Below are 20,071 nucleotides of genomic sequence, written 5' to 3'. Positions count from 1 at the left end.
GTCAGCCGCTGGTGCTGCCGAGTGGCCGAAAACCGCCCAGACCCGGCATGTGGGGAACCGAATGTGACCCACAGCACGTTTGACTCGTTGATATAACGCGTATGTCACGTTCATGTCTGCGGCCGCGTCGGCTGGGTAGGTCTGCCCTGTCCTGTCGTCCACGGCCAGGAGGCCGACGTGCCCGCTTCCGCACAGCTCCTGCTCTCCGCCCTCTCCAAACAGGTACCGAGCCCTATGGATTCCGATCCGCCGGCAGCCAAGCAGTCCTCCACCGCCACCGTCCCTCCGATGATCAGCGAACTGCCGCTCGCCTACGTCTCCGACCTGACCGGCGAAGCCGCCTTCGCCGACGCGCCGCTCACCAGCGAGCCTCCGCTCGCCGACGCCACACCTCTCACGAGCGAGCCACCGCTCGCCGCCGTCGCCCCTCTGACCAGCGAGCCGACAGCACCCGGCACCGCAGGGGGCATGGAGTCCCCAGGAGTCTGAATGGGCTTGTCCCGGCTCGCCGAACTACACGGCGTCGCCACCTCCTACTCCCCTTCCGCGGACGTCACGGTGTCAGTCCCCGACGACACGGTCACAGCCGTGCTCGCCGCGCTGGGCGTCGACGCCGCCACCCCCGCCGAGGTGGGGAGATCACTCGCCGCGGCCGAGTCCGCAGTGGCCTCCCGCCTGCTCCCGCCGACGGTGGTGGTCTGGTCGGGAGAGCCGCTTCCGGCCGTGCTTACCGCACTGCCGCCCGGATCGGCCGTAACCGTCGACCCCGAGCCGGAGGCCGCCGGAGCGTCCTCGCCGCTGACCATGCGGGTGACGCCGGCCCCGGCCCGGGACGCGGCGGCCGTGCCCTCCTGGTGGGCCGGACCGCCCCTGGGCGTCCACCGGCTGACCGTCCGCACGCCCGACCACCACCACGCCACCGCCACGCTCGTCGTCGCCCCGGACCGCGTGCCGCAGCCCCCCGGGCGGACGCACGGCTTCCTGGTCCAGCTCTACTCCCTGCTCTCCGCGCGTTCCTGGGGCATGGGCGACCTCGGCGACCTGGCCGACCTCGCCGCATGGTCGGGCCGCACCCTGGGCAGCGCGTTCGTCCAGGTCAACCCTCTGCACGCCGCGGTGCCCGGCAAGCCGACCGACCCGTCCCCGTACCGGCCCTCCTCGCGGCGCTTCCCCGACCCGGTCCATCTGCACATCGAGTCGCTCCCGGAATACGGCCACGTCCCCGAGCCCGGCAGGGCCGCCCTCGACGACCTGCGCCAGCAGGCCGCCGCGCTGCGCGAGGCCGTGCTCAACAAGGGCGCGCTGATCGACCGTGACGCCGTCTGGGAGCTCAAGAAGCAGGCGCTCGAGCTGATCCACCAGGTTCCCCTGACGCCCGGCCGCCGCGCCGCCTACTGCGACTTCCTCGCCGAGCAGGGGCGCGCCCTGGAGGACCACGCCCTGTGGTGCGCACTGGCCGAGGTGCACGGCTCCCGGTGGCGCGAGTGGCCCGAGGGGCTGCGCGACCCGCGCTCCCCGCAGAGCGCCCGCGCCCGTTCCGGCCTCATGGACCGGGTCGACTTCCACTGCAGGCTCGCCTGGCTCACCGACACCCAGCTCGCCACCGCCCAGAGCGCGGCCCGGGAGTCCGGCATGGCGGTCGGGATCATCCACGACCTAGCCGTGGGCGTCCACCCCGACGGCGCCGACGCGTGGTCCCAGCAGGACGCCTTCGCGCACGGCATGTCCGTCGGCGCTCCCCCCGACGCCTTCAACGCCCACGGTCAGGACTGGGGCCTGCCGCCCTGGCGCCCGAACGCCCTCGCGGCGTCCGGATACGCCCCGTACCGCGACCTGCTGCGCGGCCTGCTCGCGCACGCCGGAGCCCTGCGCATCGACCACGTCATGGGCCTCTTCCGGCTCTGGTGGGTACCCGAGGGCCGTCCGCCGACCGAGGGCACCTACGTCGGCCACGACGCGGAGGCCATGCTCGCGGTCCTCGTCCTGGAGGCGCACCTGGCCGGTGCCGTCGTCGTGGGGGAGGACCTCGGCACCGTCGAACCGGGTGTCCGCGAGGCGCTCGCCCGGCGCGGGGTGCTCGGCACCTCCGTGCTCTGGTTCGAGCGGGACTGGGACGGCACCGGACGGCCGCTCGCCCCCGAGCAGTGGCGCGAGGACTGCGTCGCCACGGCGACCACCCACGACCTGCCGTCCACGGCCGCCCGGCTGACGGGCGACCATGTGACGCTCCGCCACCGCCTCGGGCTGCTGACCCGGGGCCTGGAGCAGGAACTGGCCGAGGACGCGGCCGACACGGCGGAGTGGCTCGCCTGCCTGGCCCGGCTGCGCCTCCTGCCCGAGGGCGAGGGCGACGAGGAGGGCGCCGTCCGCGCGGTGCACCGCTTCCTGAGGCGCACCCCGGCCCGGATGACAGGTGTGTGGCTCCCGGACACCGTGGGCGACCGGCGCCCGCAGAACCTCCCCGGGACCTGGGACCAGTACCCCAACTGGCGCCTGCCCGTCGCGGACGCGGAGGGGCACCCCGTCACGCTGGAGGAGATCGCCGCGTCGCCCCGCCTGCACACGCTGATGGCCGTACTCGCCCCGCCCGAGGGGGGGCCAGACAGGCCGAACGGCCGGAGTGCGCCGAAGCGTCGGGCCGCCCCGGGTGCCCGTACGGCACCCCCGGACGCGCGCCCGTCGTAGGCGTTCGCTACGTTTGCACCGTGGACAAGAAGAACGCTATGCGCGCCGGCGCCGTCGCGGCCGGTACGACGCTGATGATGCTGCTCATGTCGTCCCCCGCGCTCGCGCTCACCCGTGACGCCGGTGACGACCCGGGTACGGGACTGAGCGTGCTGGAGACCCTGGGTCTGTACGTCGGGCTGCCGATCCTCCTGTTCCTGGTGATCGTGGGTCTCGTCATGGTCCTCGACAAGTCCAGGAAGCAGGCCTAGCCGGCTCGTCTTCCCGAGCGCCGCCGGTACGACGTACCGCGCGGCGCTTCGGCATGTCGGAAGCCCGGTCACCGGTGCGGCTGAGGCTCCACCTCCTCCGGATCAGCCGCGCGGGGGAGCCGGACGGTGAAGACGGCCCCGCCGCCGGGCCCGCCGCCGGCGGTGACGGTTCCACCGTGCGCCTCGACGAACTTGCGGACGATGGACAGGCCCAGTCCGCTTCCTCCGGTGCGTCTGCTGCGGGACTTCTCGGCCCGCCAGAAACGCTCGAAGACGTGCGGCAGGTCCTCGGGGGCGAGGCCGTCACCCGTGTCCTCGACCGTGAGGACGGCGTCGTCGCCGTCCCGCCGGGCGATGACGCCGACGGTACCGTCCGTGGGCGTGTGCCGGAGCGCGTTGGCGACGAGATTGCCCAGGGCCTGGCGCATCCTCGCCGGGTCGGCCTCCAGCCACAGGCCGGGATCGGTGCTGGTGCGCAGTCGGATGCCCGAGGCCTCGGCGAGAGTGCTGTGGGCCGCTACCACCTGGGCGAGGAGTTCCTCCACGCCGACCGGCTCGCGACGCAGCCTCAGGGTGCCGGCGTCAGCGGCGGCGAGGTCCTGCAGATCGTCGATGATGTGCTGCAGCAGGAGCGCTTCGTCGTGCAGGGAGGCGATGAGCCCTGGATCCGGTTCGAGCAGCCCGTCGCGGGTGACTTCGAGCCAGCCACGGATATTGGTCAGCGGGGTCCGGAGCTCGTGGGCGATATCGCTGATCAAGGCCTTGCGCTGCGATTCGGGCTGCTCGCGGCGAGCGGTGAGGTCGTTGAAGGCTGCCGCCAGACAGCCCGTCTCGTCCTTGGTGGTGACGGCGACGCGCGCGTGCCGCTGCGGTGGTTGCCGGGCCGCGGCCGTAAGCGCCCGCAGAGGACGGACGAGGCGGACGGCGACGACCGCGGTCACGGCGACCGTGACGGCCAGCACGAGCCCAGTGACGCCGACGATCTTGGTCTGGTTGGCGGGCGAGAGATCGAGTCCCGCCGGTCGCCGGCTCAGATTGCCCAGATAGAGATTGGCTCTCGGGGCGACGTACGGGTCGAGTTGTTCCCGGGCAGCGCTGTGGAGGCAGCGCTGATTCTGCTCGTCGTCGCCGGCCCAGAGCTTGGCGTGCGCCGGACCACGAGTATCGGTGAGGTTGGCTCTGCGCTGCGGATCCTTCTGCTTCGGCTCGCGGTCGAGGCAGGACCGGGCCAGGGCGACGAATGCGTTCGTCGCCATTTGTTCGGTGGCCGTGGGCGTGTTGAGTTTCCCGTCGGCGCACTCCGCCGGTACGGAGTCCTCTCCGCCGTCCGGGGTGAGCACCGCGCGACCGGTGAAGTCCTGGCTGATGGTGCCGTCGCCCCCGTACTTCCGTATACACGCCAGACGAATCCCGGCGAGCTTCTCCACCTGTTTCCTTTCCGCGGCGGGGAGCAGGTAAGGGCCTACCACCCGCGGGTCGATGCCGACGAGTTGGGCACCCGGTTCGGTGTAGGTGTCGGTGCTCAGCGGGTCGACGACGGCCGAAGCCCGGGCAGGCAGAGCGGTGTCCGGGGCCGCGGAGTCCGCGATCGGACGGCCGGCCGCGGTCGTCAGGGTGATCCGCCGGTCCATGGTGCGTGACAGTGTGCGCACCGTGCTCTGCACGCCTGTCCAGTCGGCGTGGGTCGCGGCGAAGCCGCTGAGCTTCCGGAGGATCGCGGAGTCGTCGGAGAGCACCTGCCCCCGTTCCTCCTGTACGGCTCGGGTGGTGATCTGAACCGCCAGCCAGGCCGTGGCGCCCACGGAGAGGACCGCGATGGCCACGGACGTCAGCAGAAGCCGGACCAGCAGGCTCTTGCGCCAGGGGATACCTGGTCCAGCAGGCCTAGGACGCGTCATACCGGGCTCCGGTGAGCTTGTAGCCGACACCGAAGACCGTCAGCAGGCGGCCGGGCCTGCGGGCGTCCGGCTCGATCTTCTTGCGCAGGTTCATGATGTGCACGTCGACGGCACGTTCGGTGGAGGCCCGGTCGTGGCCCCGGGTGTGCTGCAGCAGTTGACGGCGGGAGAAGACCCGCTCGGGCTCCGATGCCATGGCCTGCAGAATGGCGAACTCGCCGGGGGTGCAGGGCACGGGGACGCCGTCACAGGTCACCACGTGCCGGACGGGGTCGACGGTGATGGGTCCCGCGCGGAGCAGGGGGGAGGGCCCGCCAGGGCGGGCGACGCGGCGCAGTACCGTACGGATGCGAGCCGTCAGCTCCCGTGGGCTGTACGGCTTGGTCATGTAGTCGTCGGCGCCCAGCTCCAGGCCGAGCAGCACGTCGTCCTCGGTGGAGCGGGCGGTGAGCATGAGGACGGGTACGTCCCCGTCCTGGTGCAGCGCGCGGCACACCGCGTAGCCGTCGACCTCCGGAAGCATCAGGTCGAGGACGACCAGGTCGGGTGTTCGGCTCCTGGCCTCACGGAGTGCCGCCGGGCCGTCGTGTACCACTACCGCGGTGTGGCCCTCCCGCAGCAGGAGCCGGCGTATGAGCTCGGCCTGCATTTCGTCGTCTTCCGCCACCAGAATATGTGCGCACACTCCGCTGACCCTACAAGCGCGGTCCCCCGCCCGAACCGCTGCGTGAGCTGTCCCACGCCCTGACAACTTCCTGATATCCGTGCGCCAGGCTGGGCGCCGCCCATGGTCGCGCTCCGCGCCGCCATCACTCTGGGCCCCGGTCATTTGGCACAAGGACGTCCGCTGCCCGGCTCGGCGCCACGTGAGAGCGCCGACGCCGCGTGCCTCTTCGACGCGGGCCCCTTTCGCACGGCAAGCCACCACCCGACGCGCACAACGGAGACCCTCATGCACCGCAACCGCTCCACCCCGGCCCTCGCCGTCCTGTCGGCTTCGGTATGTCTCCTGGCCGGCTGCGGCACAGGGCCAGGAGACGTGGAGCACCCCGAGAAGGGATCACCCGCAGCCGTCCGGGCCGCCGTCGTGCCCCGCATCGACCTGAACGTGGTCGATGGGCAGAAGCACGTGTCCGTCGGACGCGGTGGCCGCGTCACGGTCAGATCGGGCACGATCACCAAGGTGACCCTCGTGATTGCGAACGGCCAGGCCGTGCGCGGCGTCGCCTCCCCGGACAAGCGGACCTGGACACCCGAATCGCCCCTCGACCACGGCACCGCGTACCGGCTGAGCGCGGTGGCTGCCAACGGCGACGGACAGGAGACGACGAAAACGGTGGCCTTCACGACCCTCGCCAGGACCGACCGGTTCACCAGCACGGTGACTCCGGACAGCGGGTCCACGGTCGGTGTGGGCATGCCGGTCTCGTTCACGTTCGACAAAGCGATCACTGACAGGAGGGCTGTCGAGTCCGCCATCGAGATCAGCTCCAGCAGCGGACAGCCCGTCGTCGGGCACTGGTTCGGCGCGCGGCGCCTCGACTTCCGGCCGGAGCAGTACTGGAGGGCGCACTCCACCGTCACCGCCAGAATTCGCCTCGACGGAGTCAAGGGGGCGGAGGGTGCCTACGGCGAGCAGGACAGGACCGTCCGGTTCGCCATCGGCCGCAGCCAGGTCTCCACCGTCGATGCCGCCGCGCACCAGATGAAGGTCGAACGGGACGGCGAGGCACTGAAGACCCTGCCCGTCACGGCGGGCGCCAAGCGCTCGCCCACCTGGAACGGTCAGATGGTCATATCGGAGAAGTTGATCACTACGCGGATGGACGGTGCCACCGTGGGCTTCGCCGGGCAGTACGACATCCCCGACGTGCCCCACGCCATGCGGCTGTCCACCTCGGGGACGTTCATCCACGGCAACTACTGGGGCGAGGACTCGGTGTTCGGCCAGTCCAACATCAGCCACGGCTGCGTCGGGCTGAACGACGCCCAGGGCGGTGGGGACGCTGGTCAGGACGCCGCCTGGTTCTACGACCAGTCCCTCGTCGGCGACGTGGTCGTGGTGCGGAACTCCGGCGACGCGACGATCGCCCCCGACAACGGCCTCAACGGCTGGAACATGCCGTGGAAGGAGTGGAAGGCGGGATCCGCACGCTGAGCCCGCCGAGCAGGCTGAGCCACCCGAGGGTGGACCGGGCTCCGGGTGTCCCCGGGAGTGCCGCCGGAAGCCCCTTCCGCTCCCGGCGCCCGCCTGCGAGCCGCACCGGGGTGGCCCCGCGCAGCCTCCGGTGTGACGTCGTACGGCCCCGTCGTGCGACTTTCGCGCGAGCGTGCTGACCGGTTCCTTACAAGTCTCGTCCAGGATCAGGTCATGGCTTCATCGATCAGTCGTTCGTTCCGGCGGCCCTTCGGCACCCCGCCCGGAAACCGTCAAGCGACCCCCCTCACAGCTCCGGCCCCGACACGCCTGGGGTTCTCCGCCGCCGTCCTGACTCTGACCGTCACGCTCGCCGCATGCGGGAGCACGGATGCGGTCCCCGGCGCCGGGTCGGTCCTCGCCCCCGCGGGCGGCGCGTCGGCCAACGCGTCCGCATCCCCCGGCGCGACGGGGACCACGCCCCCGGAGACGACCACGGGCAACGAAGCGTCCGCCGCGTCCGCCCCCGCGCAGCTGCCCGGCCTGGGCCCCCGGACCCTGGCCGACATACCCGCGAACGCCCGGCAGGTCGTTCTCGTCACCGGTCAGGGCAAGGACTCTTCCAGATCGCAGGTAGTGCTCTACCAGCGCACGAGCGCGGGCTGGGAGCCGGGAGCGACCTGGCAGGCACGGAACGCCCTCAAGGGCTGGACTGACGATCACCACGCCGGTGACCTCCGCTCGCCCAGCGGCGTGTTCACCCTCACCGACGCCGGCGGGCTGCTCGCAGATCCCGGCACCGAGCTTCCGTACGACCAGTCGACGCAGGGCTTCACCATCAAGGGCAAGGGCCTGGAGGGCGAGTCGGTCGCCGGCTCGTTCGACTACGTCGTCGCGATCAACTACAACCGCGAACCCGGAACGTCTCCCCTCGACTGGACTCGCCCCCTCGGCCAGGCGAAGGGTGGCGGCATCTGGCTGCACGTCGACCACGACGGGCCGACACACGGCTGCGTAGCCCTGAAACGCGGGCACATGAAAGAGCTTCTGCGCACCCTTGACCCCAGACTGCACCCGGTGGCAGTCATGGGGGACCCCGGCTTCCTCGCCCGCTGACGCGCACGGCCGGTCCTCCCGGCCCGGGGCAGCCGCCGCCGGGCCGGCGCATGGAGAACATGGGGAACCGCCCGGCGACGGCAGCGCTGCGAGCGCCTGCCCGCCGGGCGGTTCCCCATCGCGTCCGTCAGGCCGCGCCCGCAGCCGCGTCCGCCGCCTGGGCCCTCAGCGCACGCTCCACGCCCGCCCTGGACTCCGACATCAGCCTGCGCAGCGCGGCGCTCGGCTGCGCCGACTCCAGCCAGGCGTCCGTGGCGTCCAGGGTCTCCTGTGAGACCTGGAGGGCCGGGTACAGGCCCACCGCGACCTGCTGGGCCATCTCGTGGCTCCGCGAGTCCCAGACCCCCTTCACCGCCGAGAAGAACTTCTCCGTGTAAGGAGCCAGCAGATCACGCTGGTCGCTCTGCACGAACCCGCCGATGACGGCCTCCTGGAGGGAGTTCGGCAGCTTGTCCGACTCGACGACCGAGGCCCACGCCTCGGCCTTCGCCCCCTCGGAGGGCTGCGCCGCACGCGCGGACGCCGCGTGGCGCTCACCCGCGGCGGTCCTGTCGCGCTCGTACTCCGCCGTGATCTCCTCCTCGTCCAGGAGGCCGGTGGCGGCCAGACGCTGCACGAACGCCCAGCGCAGCTCGGTGTCGACGGTCAGACCCTCGATCACCTGTGTGCCGTCCAGCAGCGACTGCAGCACGTCCAGGTGCAGCGGGCTGCGGGCCGTCGCCGCGAAGGCGCGGGCCCAGGCCAGCTGGTGGTCACCGCCCGGCTCGGCCGCGCGCAGGTGCGCCAGCGTCGCCTCGGTCCACTGGTTCAGACCCGTCTCGCGCCACTGGGGTGCCGCGTACATGTCGAGGGCCATCTTCACCTGGCGGTGCAGCGACTGCACGACGCCGATGTCCGACTCCTTGGAGATGCCGGAGAGGACCAGCGCCAGGTAGTCGCGTGTCGCCAGTTCGCCGTCGCGCGTCATGTCCCAGGCCGAGGCCCAGCTCAGGGCGCGGGGGAGGGACTCGGCGAAGTCGCCCAGGTGCGCGGTGACGACCCGCAGGGACTCCTCGTCGAGGCGGACCTTCGCGTACGACAGGTCGTCGTCGTTGAGCAGGACGACCGCCGGACGGGCCTTGCCCGCGGGGAACGGCACGGTGGTGCGCTCGCCGTCGACGTCCAGCTCGATCCGGTCCGTGCGGACCAGCTTCCCGGCCTCGTCGAGGTCGTAGCAGCCGATCGCGATCCGGTGCGGGCGCAGCGTCGGCTCGCCCTTGGCGCCCGCGGGCAGGGCCGGGGCCTCCTGGAGGACGGTGAAGGAGGTGACGTGACTGTTCTCGTCGGTCTCGATCTCCGGGCGCAGGATGTTGATCCCGGCTGTCTCCAGCCACGCCTTCGACCAGGTCTTCAGGTCACGGCCGGAGGTCTCCTCCAGCGCGCCCAGCAGGTCCGTCAGGCGCGTGTTGCCGAAGGCGTGCGCCTTGAAGTAGGCCTGGACGCCCTTGAAGAACTCGTCCCTGCCGACGTACGCCACGAGCTGCTTGAGGACCGATGCGCCCTTCGCGTACGTGATCCCGTCGAAATTCACCAGGACGTCGTCGAGGTCCTGGATGTCCGCCATGATCGGGTGCGTCGAGGGCAGCTGGTCCTGGCGGTAGGCCCACGTCTTCATCGAGTTGGCGAAGGTGGTCCAGGAATGCGGCCACTTCGAGCCCTGTGCGTCCGCCAGGCAGGCGATGGAGGTGTACGTCGCGAACGACTCGTTGAGCCAGAGGTCGTTCCACCACTCCATGGTGACCAGGTCGCCGAACCACATGTGGGCCAGCTCGTGGAGGATGGTCTCGGCCCGCGTCTCGTACGCGGCGTCCGTCACCTTCGAGCGGAAGACGTACTGGTCGCGGATCGTGACCGCGCCCGCGTTCTCCATCGCGCCCGCGTTGAACTCCGGGACGAAGAGCTGGTCGTACTTGGCGAACGGGTACGCGTAGTCGAACTTCTCCTGGAACCACTCGAAGCCCAGCCGCGTGACCTCGAAGATCTCGTCCGCGTCGAGGTACTCGGCGAGGGAGGGCCGGCAGTAGATGCCGAGCGGGACGGACTGGCCGTCCTTCTCGTAGCTGCTGTGCACCGCGTGGTACGGGCCCGCGATCAGTGCCGTGATGTAGGTGGAGATACGCGGCGTCGGCTCGAAGGACCAGACGTCGTCCTTGGGCTCCGGCGTCGGCGAGTTGGAGATCACGGTCCAGCCCGACGGCGCCTTCACGGTGAACCGGAAGGTCGCCTTCAGGTCGGGCTGCTCGAAGCTGGCGAACACCCGGCGGGCATCCGGGACCTCGAACTGCGTGTAGAGGTAGGCCTGTTCGTCGACCGGGTCGACGAAGCGGTGCAGGCCCTCGCCGGTGTTCGTGTACGAGCAGTCGGCGACGACCTTGAGCTCGTTGGCACCGGAGAGCAGGTGCGGCAGAGCGATCCGGGAGTCGCGGAAGACCGCGGCCACGTCCAGCGCCTTGCCGTTCAGCACGACGTCGTGCACGGCCGGGGCGACCAGGTCGATGAAGGTCTCCGCGCCGGCCTCGGCGGAGTCGAAGCGCACGGTGGTGACGGACCTGTAGGTGCCGCCCTCCTGCGCTCCGGAGAGGTCGAGATCGACCTCGTACGCGTCCACGGTCAGCAGGCGCGCCCGCTCCTGTGCCTCTTCGCGGGTCAGATTCGTGCCAGGCACGCGGTCATCTCCTTGCTATACGACGTTTTTGGCCATCCTTCCACGTGGAACGGGCGCAGCGCGATGTCCGTTTCAGGCGGACCTCCGTACCGCGTTTTTCCGCTTGCGGGTGGCTTCTTGTTCCTACTCGCGGTAGCATCAAAGGTATGAAGATCAGCGTGAGCCTGCCGCCGGAGGATGTCGCCTTCGTCGACGAGTACGCCGCGAAGACCGACGCGGACTCCCGGTCGGCCGTGATACACGCGGCGATCGAGGCTCTGCGAGCGTCCAACCTGGAGGCCGACTACGAGGCGGCCTTCGCGGAGTGGGACGCGAGCGAGGACGCCGTGTTCTGGGACCGCTTCTCGGGGGACGGGTTGACCGATGAAGCGCGGTGACATTTACCTGGTCGACTACGAGCCTGTGCGGGGCAGCGAGGCGAACAAGGCACGCCCCTCCGTGATCATCTCGAACGACGGCGCCAACGCCGTGGTGGACCGGACGGGGCGGGGAGTGGTGACCGTGGTGCCGCTGACCTCGAACACCGCCCGGGTCTATCCCTTCCAGGTACTGCTGCACGCGGACGAGTCCGGTCTGCCCAGGGACTCCAAGGTGCAGTGTGAGCAGGTGCGCGCCATGGCGCACGAGCGGTTCCTCCGGCGCGTCGGCGCCGTCCCCCGTCAGCGCATGACCGACATCGACGCCGCTCTGCGCCGGCACCTCGCCCTCTGACACGTGAGAAAGGGCGGCCCCCGGATACCGGGGGCCGCCCTTTTCCTGGGTACGGGTGTCAGCCCTTGAGCTCCGCCGCCACCAGCTCCGCGATCTGGACCGCGTTCAGCGCGGCTCCCTTGCGGAGGTTGTCGTTGGAGACGAACAGCGCCAGGCCGTGCTCGACGGTCTCGTCGACGCGGATGCGGCCCACGTACGAGGCGTCCTTGCCTGCCGCCTGGAGCGGGGTCGGGATCTCGGAGAGCTCCACGCCCTCGGCGTCCTTCAGCAGCTCGTAGGCGCGCTCGACGCTGATCGGGCGGGCGAAGCGGGCGTTGATCTGGAGGGAGTGACCGGAGAAGACCGGGACCCGGACGCAGGTGCCGGACACCTTGAGCTCCGGGATCTCCAGGATCTTGCGGGACTCGTTGCGGAGCTTCTGCTCCTCGTCCGTCTCGAAGGAACCGTCGTCGACGATCGAGCCGGCGAGCGGCAGCACGTTGAAGGCGATCGGGCGCTTGTAGACGGCCGGCTCGGGGAAGTCCACCGCCTCGCCGTCGTGCGTCAGCTTGTCCGCGTCGGCGACGACCTTGGACGCCTGGCCGTGCAGCTCCGCCACACCGGCGAGCCCGGAGCCGGACACCGCCTGGTAGGTGGCCACCGTCAGCGCTTCGAGCCGTGCCTCGTCGTGCAGGGGGCGCAGCACGGGCATGGCGGCCATCGTGGTGCAGTTCGGGTTGGCGATGATGCCCTTGGGGCGGTTCGCGATCGCGTGCGCGTTGACCTCGGAGACGACCAGCGGTACCTCGGGGTCCTTGCGCCATGCGGAGGAGTTGTCGATCACCACGGCACCCTGCGAGGCGACCTTCTCGGCCAGCGCCTTCGAGGTGGCGCCGCCCGCGGAGAACAGCACGATGTCGAGCCCGGAGTAGTCCGCCGTCGAGGCGTCCTCCACGGTGATGTCCGTGCCTTCGTACGCGAGGGTGGATCCCGCGGAGCGCGCGGAGGCGAAGAGCCGCAGTCCGGTGACGGGGAACTTCCGCTCGGCCAGAATCCTGAGCATGACTGTGCCGACCTGACCGGTGGCGCCGACGATTCCGACCTTCACTGGGACTCCCTCACGGATGTGCGAACGGGCTCGGTTGCCGGTCCATGATGCTTATGTCCACCGCCCCCTTGTCCAATCCATTGTCCGTCCGGCGGACCGGGTGCGGACACAGCTGTGGGGCGGGAGCCCTTGAGAGCACCCGCCCCACGGTTTTCACATGTCGCAGGGATCACACCGCCATGACGGCTACGGCGTGACCTTCTCGATCACGACGCTGCCGGTGCCCGCCGCGGTGCCGCGTGCGTTCACCAGGTGGACCTCGCCGAAGAACTGACGGCCCTCGGGAGCCGCTCCGGCGACGACGACCTCGGCGCCGACCTGGGCGGACGCGCCGTTGGCCAGGTTCACGGCCTTCGACTCGTCGACCTTGATCTCGCCGAGCGACGGGGCGTAGTACACGTCCCGGTAGTCGTACTCGGTGGTCCCGGCCGGGACCGAGTAGCCGTCGATGACGACGGTGTACGTGCCGGCCGCCGGCTTCACCAGGCTGACGGACTCCTCGGAGCCCGCAGTCGTCGAGGCACCGACCTCGGTGTCGCCCTTGTAGACGTACAGGTCGATGTCGGCGTTGGCGTCCGACGTGTTGCCGATGGCGACGTCGAGCTTCTCGACGCCCTCACCGATGGTGACCGTCTTGGTGTACTCGTCGCCCGTGGAGATCGACGGACGCTCGACGTCCGCCGAACCCAGCGAGCCGCCCTTCAGCGAGCCCTTCAGGTCACCGGCGTTGTTGGTGACCGTCCAGTCCACCGCGGCCGGGGTGCCGATCTTCGCCTCGGGGATCGTCTGCACCGCCGGGTCGAAGGTGGCGCCGAGCAGCGAGACGTCCAGCTTGTACGGGTTGTCCAGCAGCGGCGACGTGCGGCGGGACTCGACCTCGATCTCCCAGACGCCCGGCTGCGGGTCCTTGTACGAGCGCGTGTCCGGACGGCAGGTGTTTGCCGGGTTCTCGTAGTTCGGGTAGCAGAAGATCGTGGAGCTGTCCTCCACCGCGACCCCGTAGGGGTGGATGGAGATGAACCGCGTCTGGCTGCCCGAGCGGAGCGCGCTCAGAGCGACTTCGAGCGTCTTCGAGCCCTCGGGCACGTTCACGAAGTACGACGTGGTGCCGTTGCGCTGCACCGAGCCGGTCGTCGAGAACGCGTAACCCGGCTTCACGAGGTCCTTGGCGACGACCACCGTCGAGAGGATCTGCTGGTCGATGCCCGACGTCTTGCTGTCGTCCACCTGCAGGATCGCGCTGTGGACGCCCGCCGTGCGCGGCTTCGCCTGCACCTTGACGGTCACCGGCGTGCCGAGCGGCAGCGAGAGCGTGCTCGAACCGGTCAGGGAGAAGGTGCCGTCGTCGTTCTTCCAGGACAGCTTGTGCTTGACGTTGCGGTCCGGACCCGTGGTGCGGGTGATCGTGACGTCGTACGACTTCTTCTGGCCGGCCTTCAGGCCGCCCTCACGGTCATACAGGCCGGTGCCGAAGCCCGGGTCCTTGAGCGCGAAGTCGATCGCGGTGTCGACCGGGGCCTTCACCGAGTACTCGTGCGCCGGGGCGCCCTGCTTCTCGATCTGCTTCCAGGCGCCGACGATGTTGATCAGGCCGGCACCCTGGGCGTGCGCGGGCACACCGGAGATGTGGGTGGCGGTGCTGGTCAGCGCGGTACGCAGGTCGGCCGGAGGCAGCTCGATGTGCTTCTGCCTCGCGGCGGACAGCAGCAGTGCCGTGGCGCCGGCGGCCTGCGGCGAGGACATCGAGGTGCCCTGCAGCATGGAGTAGCCGGCGGGGAGCGTGTAGCCCGACTCCTTGACCGGACCGCCGGGGAACCAGGTCTGCGTGGTGTTGATCGACGCGCCCGGTGCCGTCAGAGTCGGCGTGAAGCCGCCGTCCTCACGCGGACCGCGCGAGGAGAAGGGGAGCATGTCGTACTTCTTGGTGACGTTCGAGCCGTAGTTGGCGGCCCAGGTCTCCTTGGAGATCGACGCGCCCACCGAGATGACGTGGTCGGCGAGACCGGGGTCACCGATGGTGTTGACACCCGGGCCCTCGTTGCCGGCCGAGATGACCAGCTGGACGCCGTAGATGTCGATGAGGCGCTTGTAGAGCTCGGCGCGCGCGTTGTTGCCGTCGTTGAGCGGCGGCAGGCCGCCGATCGACATGTTGACGACGTCGACACCGCGGTTGACGACGAGGTCGATCATGCCTTCGGTCAGGGCGATGTTGGTGCAGCCGCCGGACCAGGTGCAGGCACGCGAGGAGACGACCTTGGCGCCGGGCGCCGCGCCGTTCATCTTGCCGCCGAACAGGCCGTTGGCCGCGGTGATGCCCGCGACGTGGGTGCCGTGCTCGCTCTCGATGACGCCGATGTTGACGAAGTCGGCCTTGGCGCCGGCCGGGTTGTAGACGACGTTCTTGCGGGTCTCGACGACGAACGGGATGCGCTCGACGACGTCGGTCCGCGGGTCGTCCGTACCGAAGTAGGAGACCTGGTGCTTGTCCTTGTACGGCCTCAGCACGGCGTCGTTGCCGAAGTCCGCGTCGTCGTTCAGGTCGACGCGGACGGTGCCGGTGACCGGGTCGTAGAGCACGGCCCACTGGTCCGTGGTGTCGCCGTCCCGGTTCAGGTCCCCGGCCATGTCGCCACCCTTGGTGGCGGCCTCGGAGAAGAGCTGGATCTTGTAGGACCCCGCCGGCGCCGAGTAGGTGCGGCCCCCGATGGTGAACGTCGGGCCGGCCACGGAGGCGGTCATCGGCAGCCAGGTCTTGTCGCCGTCGTTGACCGGGTCGGTCGCCGTCACCCAGTCGACGATCTTGCGCTCGCCGGTGGTGGTCCTCTGCAGCGCGGGGTGGCCGAGGTCGACACCGGAGTCCAGGACACCGATGGTGATCCCGCGGCCGTCCGCCTTCGGGTGCTGCTTCACGAAGTCGACGGCGCCCGTCTCGAAGGACGGGTTGTACGGGTTCTTCGCCGGGGTGTTCTTGCCCGGGGCCGGGTAACTGCCGGTCGCCTTCTGCTGCTTCGCCCCGGCTGCCCGGTCGCCCGCGGGCGTCGGGTCGTCCAGCTTGACCTCCTGCTTGAGATCGATGCCCTGGACGGAGGAGAGCTTCTGCGCCGCCTTGATGGTGGCCTCGGCGGTCGCGGTCGGCACGGTCGCCCGGACGTATCCGAGCTTGTCGTACGTCCGCCCCAGTACGGACCCCTTGACGGCGTCCAGTTGGTCGCGCACCTGCTCGGTGGCACCCGGCTTGGTGGCGACCATCATCGTGACGGTCTTCTCGCCCTCGGCCTCTGCCTTCGCCAGTACATCGGCGTCGGCCTTGCCCAGCTTGTCGCCCTTGGCGCTCGCGGCGGCGGGCTTCACCGGGGAGGGGGCCGGGTCGTCGGCGGCGAAGACCGGGGCGGCGCCGGAGGCGGCCAGAGCGGCCGCCAGGCCGGCCGCGGCAGCGATGCGCGCCGCGCGTCTCGCCCCGGGTATGGAGCTGGGGGATTCCTTGGTCATGAGCATCCCTGTTTTGTGAAAGAAAGAGAGAGTCCGGAATTCGGTACCCGATGACCGCTCAGCCTTTCGTAGATGACAGGGGTTTGTGGAGAGTTGACGGGGACCGAAACGGGACATGGCGTAGATCCGCCACTGGTCCGGTTGCGCCAGTCAGCGCGGCAGAACCACCACGTACGTGGCGGGCTCGCGGTCCTCGGCCGCCATCATCGCCGTGCGCAGCACCACCGCCTGCTGCGGCATGACCTCGCGCAGCTGCCTCGGGGTCACCCGTACCACCGTGACCCCGAGGCGCTCCAGGTGTTCCCGCTCCGCTGCGAAGGCGACGCGGTCCTCCCGGGGTGAGCGGGTGCCCAGTTCGAGCGCGACGGCCTGCTCCGGCCAGTAGGCGTCCACCCCGCCCAGCAAGCGTCCTCCCGGCAGCGACAGTTCCACGTTCCACAGCGGCTCCGGCAGCCCGTGGGTGCGCACCATCTCATAGAGCCGGCCCTCCGCGACCGCGCGGCCCTCGACGAGCAGCGCGTCCACGGCGTCCGCCACGTGCGGGCGGCCCAGCAGCTTGGCTTCGTTCAGCTCCCGCACGACCGAGACGGGTTCGCAGTGCCCGCCGCGTACCGCCTCGTCAAGGATCCGGCGCACGGTCGGCGCGTCCGTGAGCGCGGACACCGTGTCGGCGAGGGCCCGCTCCACCGGCGCCAGCGGCACCCCGAGCCGCCGCTGCGGCCTGGGCAGCACGGCAGCCCTGGTCACCTGGACGAACCGGGTGGACCGCAGTCGCCTGGTCCTCGGCACCAGGACGTCGATGCGGTGCAGCGCGATCGTGGGCGGGGCGGACGCGAAGCCGTACAGCGCCAGAGCCGCGAGACCCGTGACCATCGCGTCGCCGTAACCGGGTCCGGTCTGGGCCGGGACGGTCCGGCGGACGGCGGCCGGTTGCCTGCCGCCGTACAGCAGCGCGCCGTGCACCCGGTCCTCGTCCGTCGGCGTGCCCGAGTGGAGGAGGTAGACGCCGGGGAGCAACTGCTGCCAGGGGCCGCCGGGCAGGCACTGCGCGGCGGTCTGCGCGGCGGTCACGCCCCGGGCGCGCAGTTGGGCGGCGGACAGCACGCGGTCGCGCACTTCGTAGACGGTGCGGGGGGAGGGCGGGGTGTTCTGGGTCATGCCCGGCAGGTTTCCCCAGGCCCGCGTCGCGATGACCCGTGTTACACGCCCGTCGACATTCCAGGACAACGCCGTCCTAAAGCACAGCAGTTCGACTGACGAAAAGAGTGGTCGCGACGGGGAATGTACGGCGCGCGCCCTGCACACGTGTGCGGGGCGCGCGCCGGGTTCCTCACGCCGCCGCGTCGCGCTCCTGGCCCCTCAGCGTCCGCGCCAGGTCGTCCCGCGCCTCCAGGACCAGTCGCCGCAGCGCCGGTGCCGCGTCCGGGTGGGAGGTCAGCCAGGCGTCCGTCGCGGTGAGGGTCGCCGGGTCGTCCTGCAGACCCGGGAACAGACCCTTGACCACGTCGATGCCGATCTGGATGGAACGCTCGGCCCACACCCGCTCGATGGCCTCGAAGTACGAGGCCGTGTAAGGCGCCAGCAGCTCACGCTGCGAGGCCTGCTCGAAACCGGCGATCGTCGCCCCGACGAGGGCGTTGGACAGCTTGTCCGACTCGACGACCGCCGCCCACGCCTGGGCCTTGACCGTCGCGGAGGGGCGGGAGGCGAGGCACCGCACGTGGTGACGCTTGCCGGACGCGGTGTCGTCGCGGGCGAGTTCGGCGTCCACGGCCGCCTCGTCCGCCGCGCCGTGCGAGACCAGCGGGGACAGGAAGGCCCACCGCAGCTCCTGGTCGACGTCCAGGCCCTCGATCACGGCCGAACCGTCGAGCAGCCCGCCCAGCAGCCGGAGGTCCGCGTCCGAGGTGGCCACCGAGGCGAAGAACCGGGCCCACGTCAACTGGTGCTGGCTGCCCGGCTCCGCGCGCCGCAGTTCACGCAGCGCACCCTCGGCCAGTGCCCGGCCGCCCTCCTCGCGCCAGGCCGGTGCGGAGTAGTGGTCCAGGGCCGACAGGGCCCACGTGTGCAGCATCTGCAGGACCCCGATGTCCGACTCTCGGCCGGCGAACGACAGCACGAGGGACACGAAGTCCCGGGCCGGCAGCAGCGCGTCACGTGTCAGGTTCCACAGCGCCGACCAGCACAGGGCCCGGGCCAGCGGGTCGCTGATGTCACCGAGGTGCTCGCGCAGGGTGGCCAGGGAACCCTCGTCGAAGCGGATCTTGCAGAAGGTCAGGTCGTCGTCGTTCACCAGGACCAGATCGGGCTTCTCGGCCCCGGCCAGCTCCTCGACCACGGTGCGCTGCCCCGCGACATCGGTCTCGGCGCGGGCGTACCGCTCCAGAGCGCCCTCCGGGGTGAGCCGGTACAGGCCCACCGCGACCCGGTGCGGCCGAAGCTCGGGGTGCGAGGCGGCGGCCTCCTGGGTCACGGCGAGCTCCGCGACCCGGCCCTCGCCGTCGTAGGTCACGACCGGCGTGAGGACGTTGACGCCCGCCGTCTGCAGCCACGCGCGCGACCAGGCCGTCATGTCGCGCCCGGACGTCTCGGCCAGCACCGACAGCAGGTCGCCCAGCCGGGTGTTGCCGTAGGCGTGCTTCTTGAAGTAGCGGCGCGCGCCCTCCAGGAACGCGTCCCGGCCCACGTAGGCCACCAGTTGCTTCAGCACGGAGGCGCCCTTGGCGTACGTGATGCCGTCGAAGTTCAGCTTGGCGTCCTCCAGGTCACGGATGTCGGCCGTGACCGGATGGGTGGACGGCAGCTGGTCGGCGCGGTAGGCCCAGGCCTTGCGGTTGTTGGCGAAGGTGATCCAGCCGTTGGTGAAACGCGTCGCCTCGACCATCGAGAACGTCCCCATGAAGTCGGCGAAGGACTCCTTGAGCCACAGGTCGTCCCACCACTGCATGGTGACCAGGTCGCCGAACCACATGTGCGCCATCTCGTGCAGGATGACGTTGGCGCGGCGCTCGTAGGACGCCGAGGTGACCTTGCCGCGGTAGATGTACTCCTCGCGGAAGGTGACGAGGCCCGGATTCTCCATCGCGCCGAGGTTGTACTCCGGCACGAACGCCTGGTCGTACTTCCCGAACGGGTACGGGTAGTCGAAGTGGTCGTGGAAGAAGTCCAGCCCCTGCTTCGTGATCAGGAAGATGTCGTCCGCGTCGAAGTGCCGCGCGAGCCCCTTGCGGCACATCGCGCCCAGGGGGATCTCCAGCTTCTCGCCGTCGTCGGACGTGCGCGTGTAGGTGTCGCTCACGTAGTGGTACGGGCCCGCGACGACCGCCGTGATGTACGTCGAGATCGGCAGAGTCTCCGCGAACCGGTGGACCTCGCCGTCCTGCGACTCCTCCGCGCCGTTGCTCCACACCCGCCAGCCCTCGGGCGCGGTCACCTCGAAGCGGTAGGGCGCCTTGAGGTCGGGCTGTTCGAAGTTGGCGTAGACGCGCCGGGCGTCCGCCGGCTCGTACTGCGTGTAGAGGTAGACCTCGCCGTCCTCCGGGTCGACGAAGCGGTGCATGCCCTCGCCGGTCCGGCTGTACGCGCACTGCGCGTCGACCACCAGGACGTTGTCGCCCCCGGCGAGACCCTCCAGCGCGATCCGGGTGCCGTCGAAGACGGCCGCCGGGTCCAGGTCCTCGCCGTTCAGCGTCACGGCGGTCACGGCCGGGGCCAGCAGATCGGCGAAGGTCGAGGCCCCGGCACGGGCGGCGCGGAAGCGGATCGTCGTCCGCGAGCGGAAGGTGCGCGGACCGGCCTCGCCGTCGCCCCCGCCGGGCTCGCCGACGGCGGAACGGAGGTCGAGGGCGACCTCGTATCCGTCGACGGTCAGCAGCTCGGCCCTCTCTCGGGCCTCGTCGCGGGACAGGTTTTCACCGGGCACGGAACACTCCTTCGTGTCTCATTCGAACACCTTTGATCCTCGCATGCGGCCGCGCACGCCCGCGCACGGGA

The 20,071-nt window shown here is 70.5% G+C and carries 14 protein-coding genes; 7 read left to right on the top strand and 7 right to left on the bottom strand.

The features are described 5' to 3' along the window. Positions 1–177: 177 nt before the first annotated feature. From ACFU5K_RS02145 to ACFU5K_RS02135, 3 genes are read left to right on the top strand one after another with little or no spacing between them, the layout of a single operon-like run. Positions 178–489 carry a hypothetical protein gene (locus ACFU5K_RS02145; RefSeq protein ID WP_384055522.1) on the top strand — a complete coding sequence of 104 codons (312 nt, stop codon included), beginning with the start codon at positions 178–180 and terminating at the stop codon, positions 487–489. Then, positions 490–2,685: a 4-alpha-glucanotransferase gene (gene malQ, locus ACFU5K_RS02140; RefSeq protein ID WP_384055520.1), complete on the top strand. Its 2,196-nt coding sequence runs from the start codon at positions 490–492 to the stop codon at positions 2,683–2,685. A gap of 20 nt (positions 2,686–2,705) precedes the next feature. Next, complete coding sequence (locus ACFU5K_RS02135) at positions 2,706–2,936, top strand: hypothetical protein (protein ID WP_384055517.1); 231 nt, start codon at positions 2,706–2,708, stop codon at positions 2,934–2,936. A gap of 68 nt (positions 2,937–3,004) precedes the next feature. Here ACFU5K_RS02135 and ACFU5K_RS02130 read toward each other — a convergent pair whose 3' ends face one another. Continuing rightward, positions 3,005–4,834 (bottom strand): sensor histidine kinase, encoded by a 1,830-nt coding sequence (locus ACFU5K_RS02130; RefSeq protein ID WP_384055515.1) that lies wholly within the window; start codon positions 4,832–4,834, stop codon positions 3,005–3,007. After that, a complete protein-coding gene (locus ACFU5K_RS02125) occupies positions 4,821–5,519 on the bottom strand; it encodes a response regulator transcription factor (protein ID WP_384055512.1) in 699 nt (232 codons plus the stop codon). The genes ACFU5K_RS02130 and ACFU5K_RS02125 overlap by 14 nt, the downstream gene beginning before the upstream one ends. Before the next feature lie 267 nt (positions 5,520–5,786). On the opposite strand from ACFU5K_RS02125, the gene ACFU5K_RS02120 reads away from it, so the two are divergent. Further along, positions 5,787–6,992 carry an Ig-like domain-containing protein gene (locus ACFU5K_RS02120; protein WP_384055509.1) on the top strand — a complete coding sequence of 402 codons (1,206 nt, stop codon included), beginning with the start codon at positions 5,787–5,789 and terminating at the stop codon, positions 6,990–6,992. Between the two features lie 213 nt (positions 6,993–7,205). Next, entirely contained in the window at positions 7,206–8,087 is an 882-nt protein-coding gene (locus ACFU5K_RS02115; RefSeq protein ID WP_384055507.1) for a L,D-transpeptidase family protein, read from the top strand. Positions 8,088–8,214: 127 nt separating this feature from the next. Here the strand turns inward: ACFU5K_RS02115 and pepN (ACFU5K_RS02110) are convergent, their stop codons facing one another. Further along, on the bottom strand, positions 8,215–10,791 hold the full coding sequence (gene pepN, locus ACFU5K_RS02110) for an aminopeptidase N (protein WP_384055504.1): 2,577 nt from the start codon (positions 10,789–10,791) through the stop codon (positions 8,215–8,217). Positions 10,792–10,937: 146 nt separating this feature from the next. Here pepN (ACFU5K_RS02110) and ACFU5K_RS02105 point away from each other — a divergent pair, with 146 nt between their 5' ends. Both ACFU5K_RS02105 and ACFU5K_RS02100 read left to right on the top strand, forming a co-directional pair. Continuing rightward, the gene (locus tag ACFU5K_RS02105) at positions 10,938–11,168 is read left to right on the top strand and encodes a type II toxin-antitoxin system ParD family antitoxin (RefSeq protein WP_384055502.1); all 231 of its coding nucleotides are present in this window, start codon (positions 10,938–10,940) and stop codon (positions 11,166–11,168) included. After that, on the top strand, positions 11,155–11,502 hold the full coding sequence (locus tag ACFU5K_RS02100; protein WP_384055499.1) for a type II toxin-antitoxin system PemK/MazF family toxin: 348 nt from the start codon (positions 11,155–11,157) through the stop codon (positions 11,500–11,502). Before ACFU5K_RS02105 ends, ACFU5K_RS02100 begins: the two co-directional genes overlap by 14 nt. A 58-nt stretch (positions 11,503–11,560) precedes the next feature. Here ACFU5K_RS02100 and ACFU5K_RS02095 read toward each other — a convergent pair whose 3' ends face one another. From ACFU5K_RS02095 to pepN (ACFU5K_RS02080), 4 genes are all read right to left on the bottom strand, one after another. After that, entirely contained in the window at positions 11,561–12,589 is a 1,029-nt protein-coding gene (locus tag ACFU5K_RS02095; protein ID WP_384055495.1) for an aspartate-semialdehyde dehydrogenase, read from the bottom strand. 186 nt (positions 12,590–12,775) lie between these two features. After that, complete coding sequence (locus ACFU5K_RS02090; protein ID WP_384055492.1) at positions 12,776–16,084, bottom strand: S8 family serine peptidase; 3,309 nt, start codon at positions 16,082–16,084, stop codon at positions 12,776–12,778. A 144-nt stretch (positions 16,085–16,228) separates the two neighbouring features. Next, positions 16,229–17,236, bottom strand: coding sequence for a hypothetical protein (locus ACFU5K_RS02085; RefSeq protein WP_384055489.1), 1,008 nt, complete (start codon positions 17,234–17,236; stop codon positions 16,229–16,231). 172 nt (positions 17,237–17,408) lie between these two features. Next, complete coding sequence (gene pepN / locus ACFU5K_RS02080) at positions 17,409–20,000, bottom strand: aminopeptidase N (RefSeq protein WP_384055486.1); 2,592 nt, start codon at positions 19,998–20,000, stop codon at positions 17,409–17,411. Positions 20,001–20,071 lie beyond the last annotated feature (71 nt).

Source organism: Streptomyces sp. NPDC057428, from assembly GCF_042803195.1.
Taxonomy (GTDB): Bacteria; Actinomycetota; Actinomycetes; order Streptomycetales; family Streptomycetaceae; genus Streptomyces.
This window is presented reverse-complemented; position numbering and strand designations above follow the sequence as displayed.

What these genes read in the sequence shown, in the direction of transcription:
- malQ (WP_384055520.1), top strand. Translation starts at nt 490, where the DNA reads ATGGGCTTGTCCCGGCTCGCCGAACTACACGGCGTCGCCACCTCCTAC.
- ACFU5K_RS02130 (WP_384055515.1), bottom strand. Translation starts at nt 4,834, where the DNA reads ATGACGCGTCCTAGGCCTGCTGGACCAGGTATCCCCTGGCGCAAGAGC.
- ACFU5K_RS02120 (WP_384055509.1), top strand. Translation starts at nt 5,787, where the DNA reads ATGCACCGCAACCGCTCCACCCCGGCCCTCGCCGTCCTGTCGGCTTCG.
- ACFU5K_RS02115 (WP_384055507.1), top strand. Translation starts at nt 7,206, where the DNA reads ATGGCTTCATCGATCAGTCGTTCGTTCCGGCGGCCCTTCGGCACCCCG.
- ACFU5K_RS02105 (WP_384055502.1), top strand. Translation starts at nt 10,938, where the DNA reads ATGAAGATCAGCGTGAGCCTGCCGCCGGAGGATGTCGCCTTCGTCGAC.
- ACFU5K_RS02100 (WP_384055499.1), top strand. Translation starts at nt 11,155, where the DNA reads ATGAAGCGCGGTGACATTTACCTGGTCGACTACGAGCCTGTGCGGGGC.
- ACFU5K_RS02090 (WP_384055492.1), bottom strand. Translation starts at nt 16,084, where the DNA reads ATGCTCATGACCAAGGAATCCCCCAGCTCCATACCCGGGGCGAGACGC.
- ACFU5K_RS02085 (WP_384055489.1), bottom strand. Translation starts at nt 17,236, where the DNA reads ATGACCCAGAACACCCCGCCCTCCCCCCGCACCGTCTACGAAGTGCGC.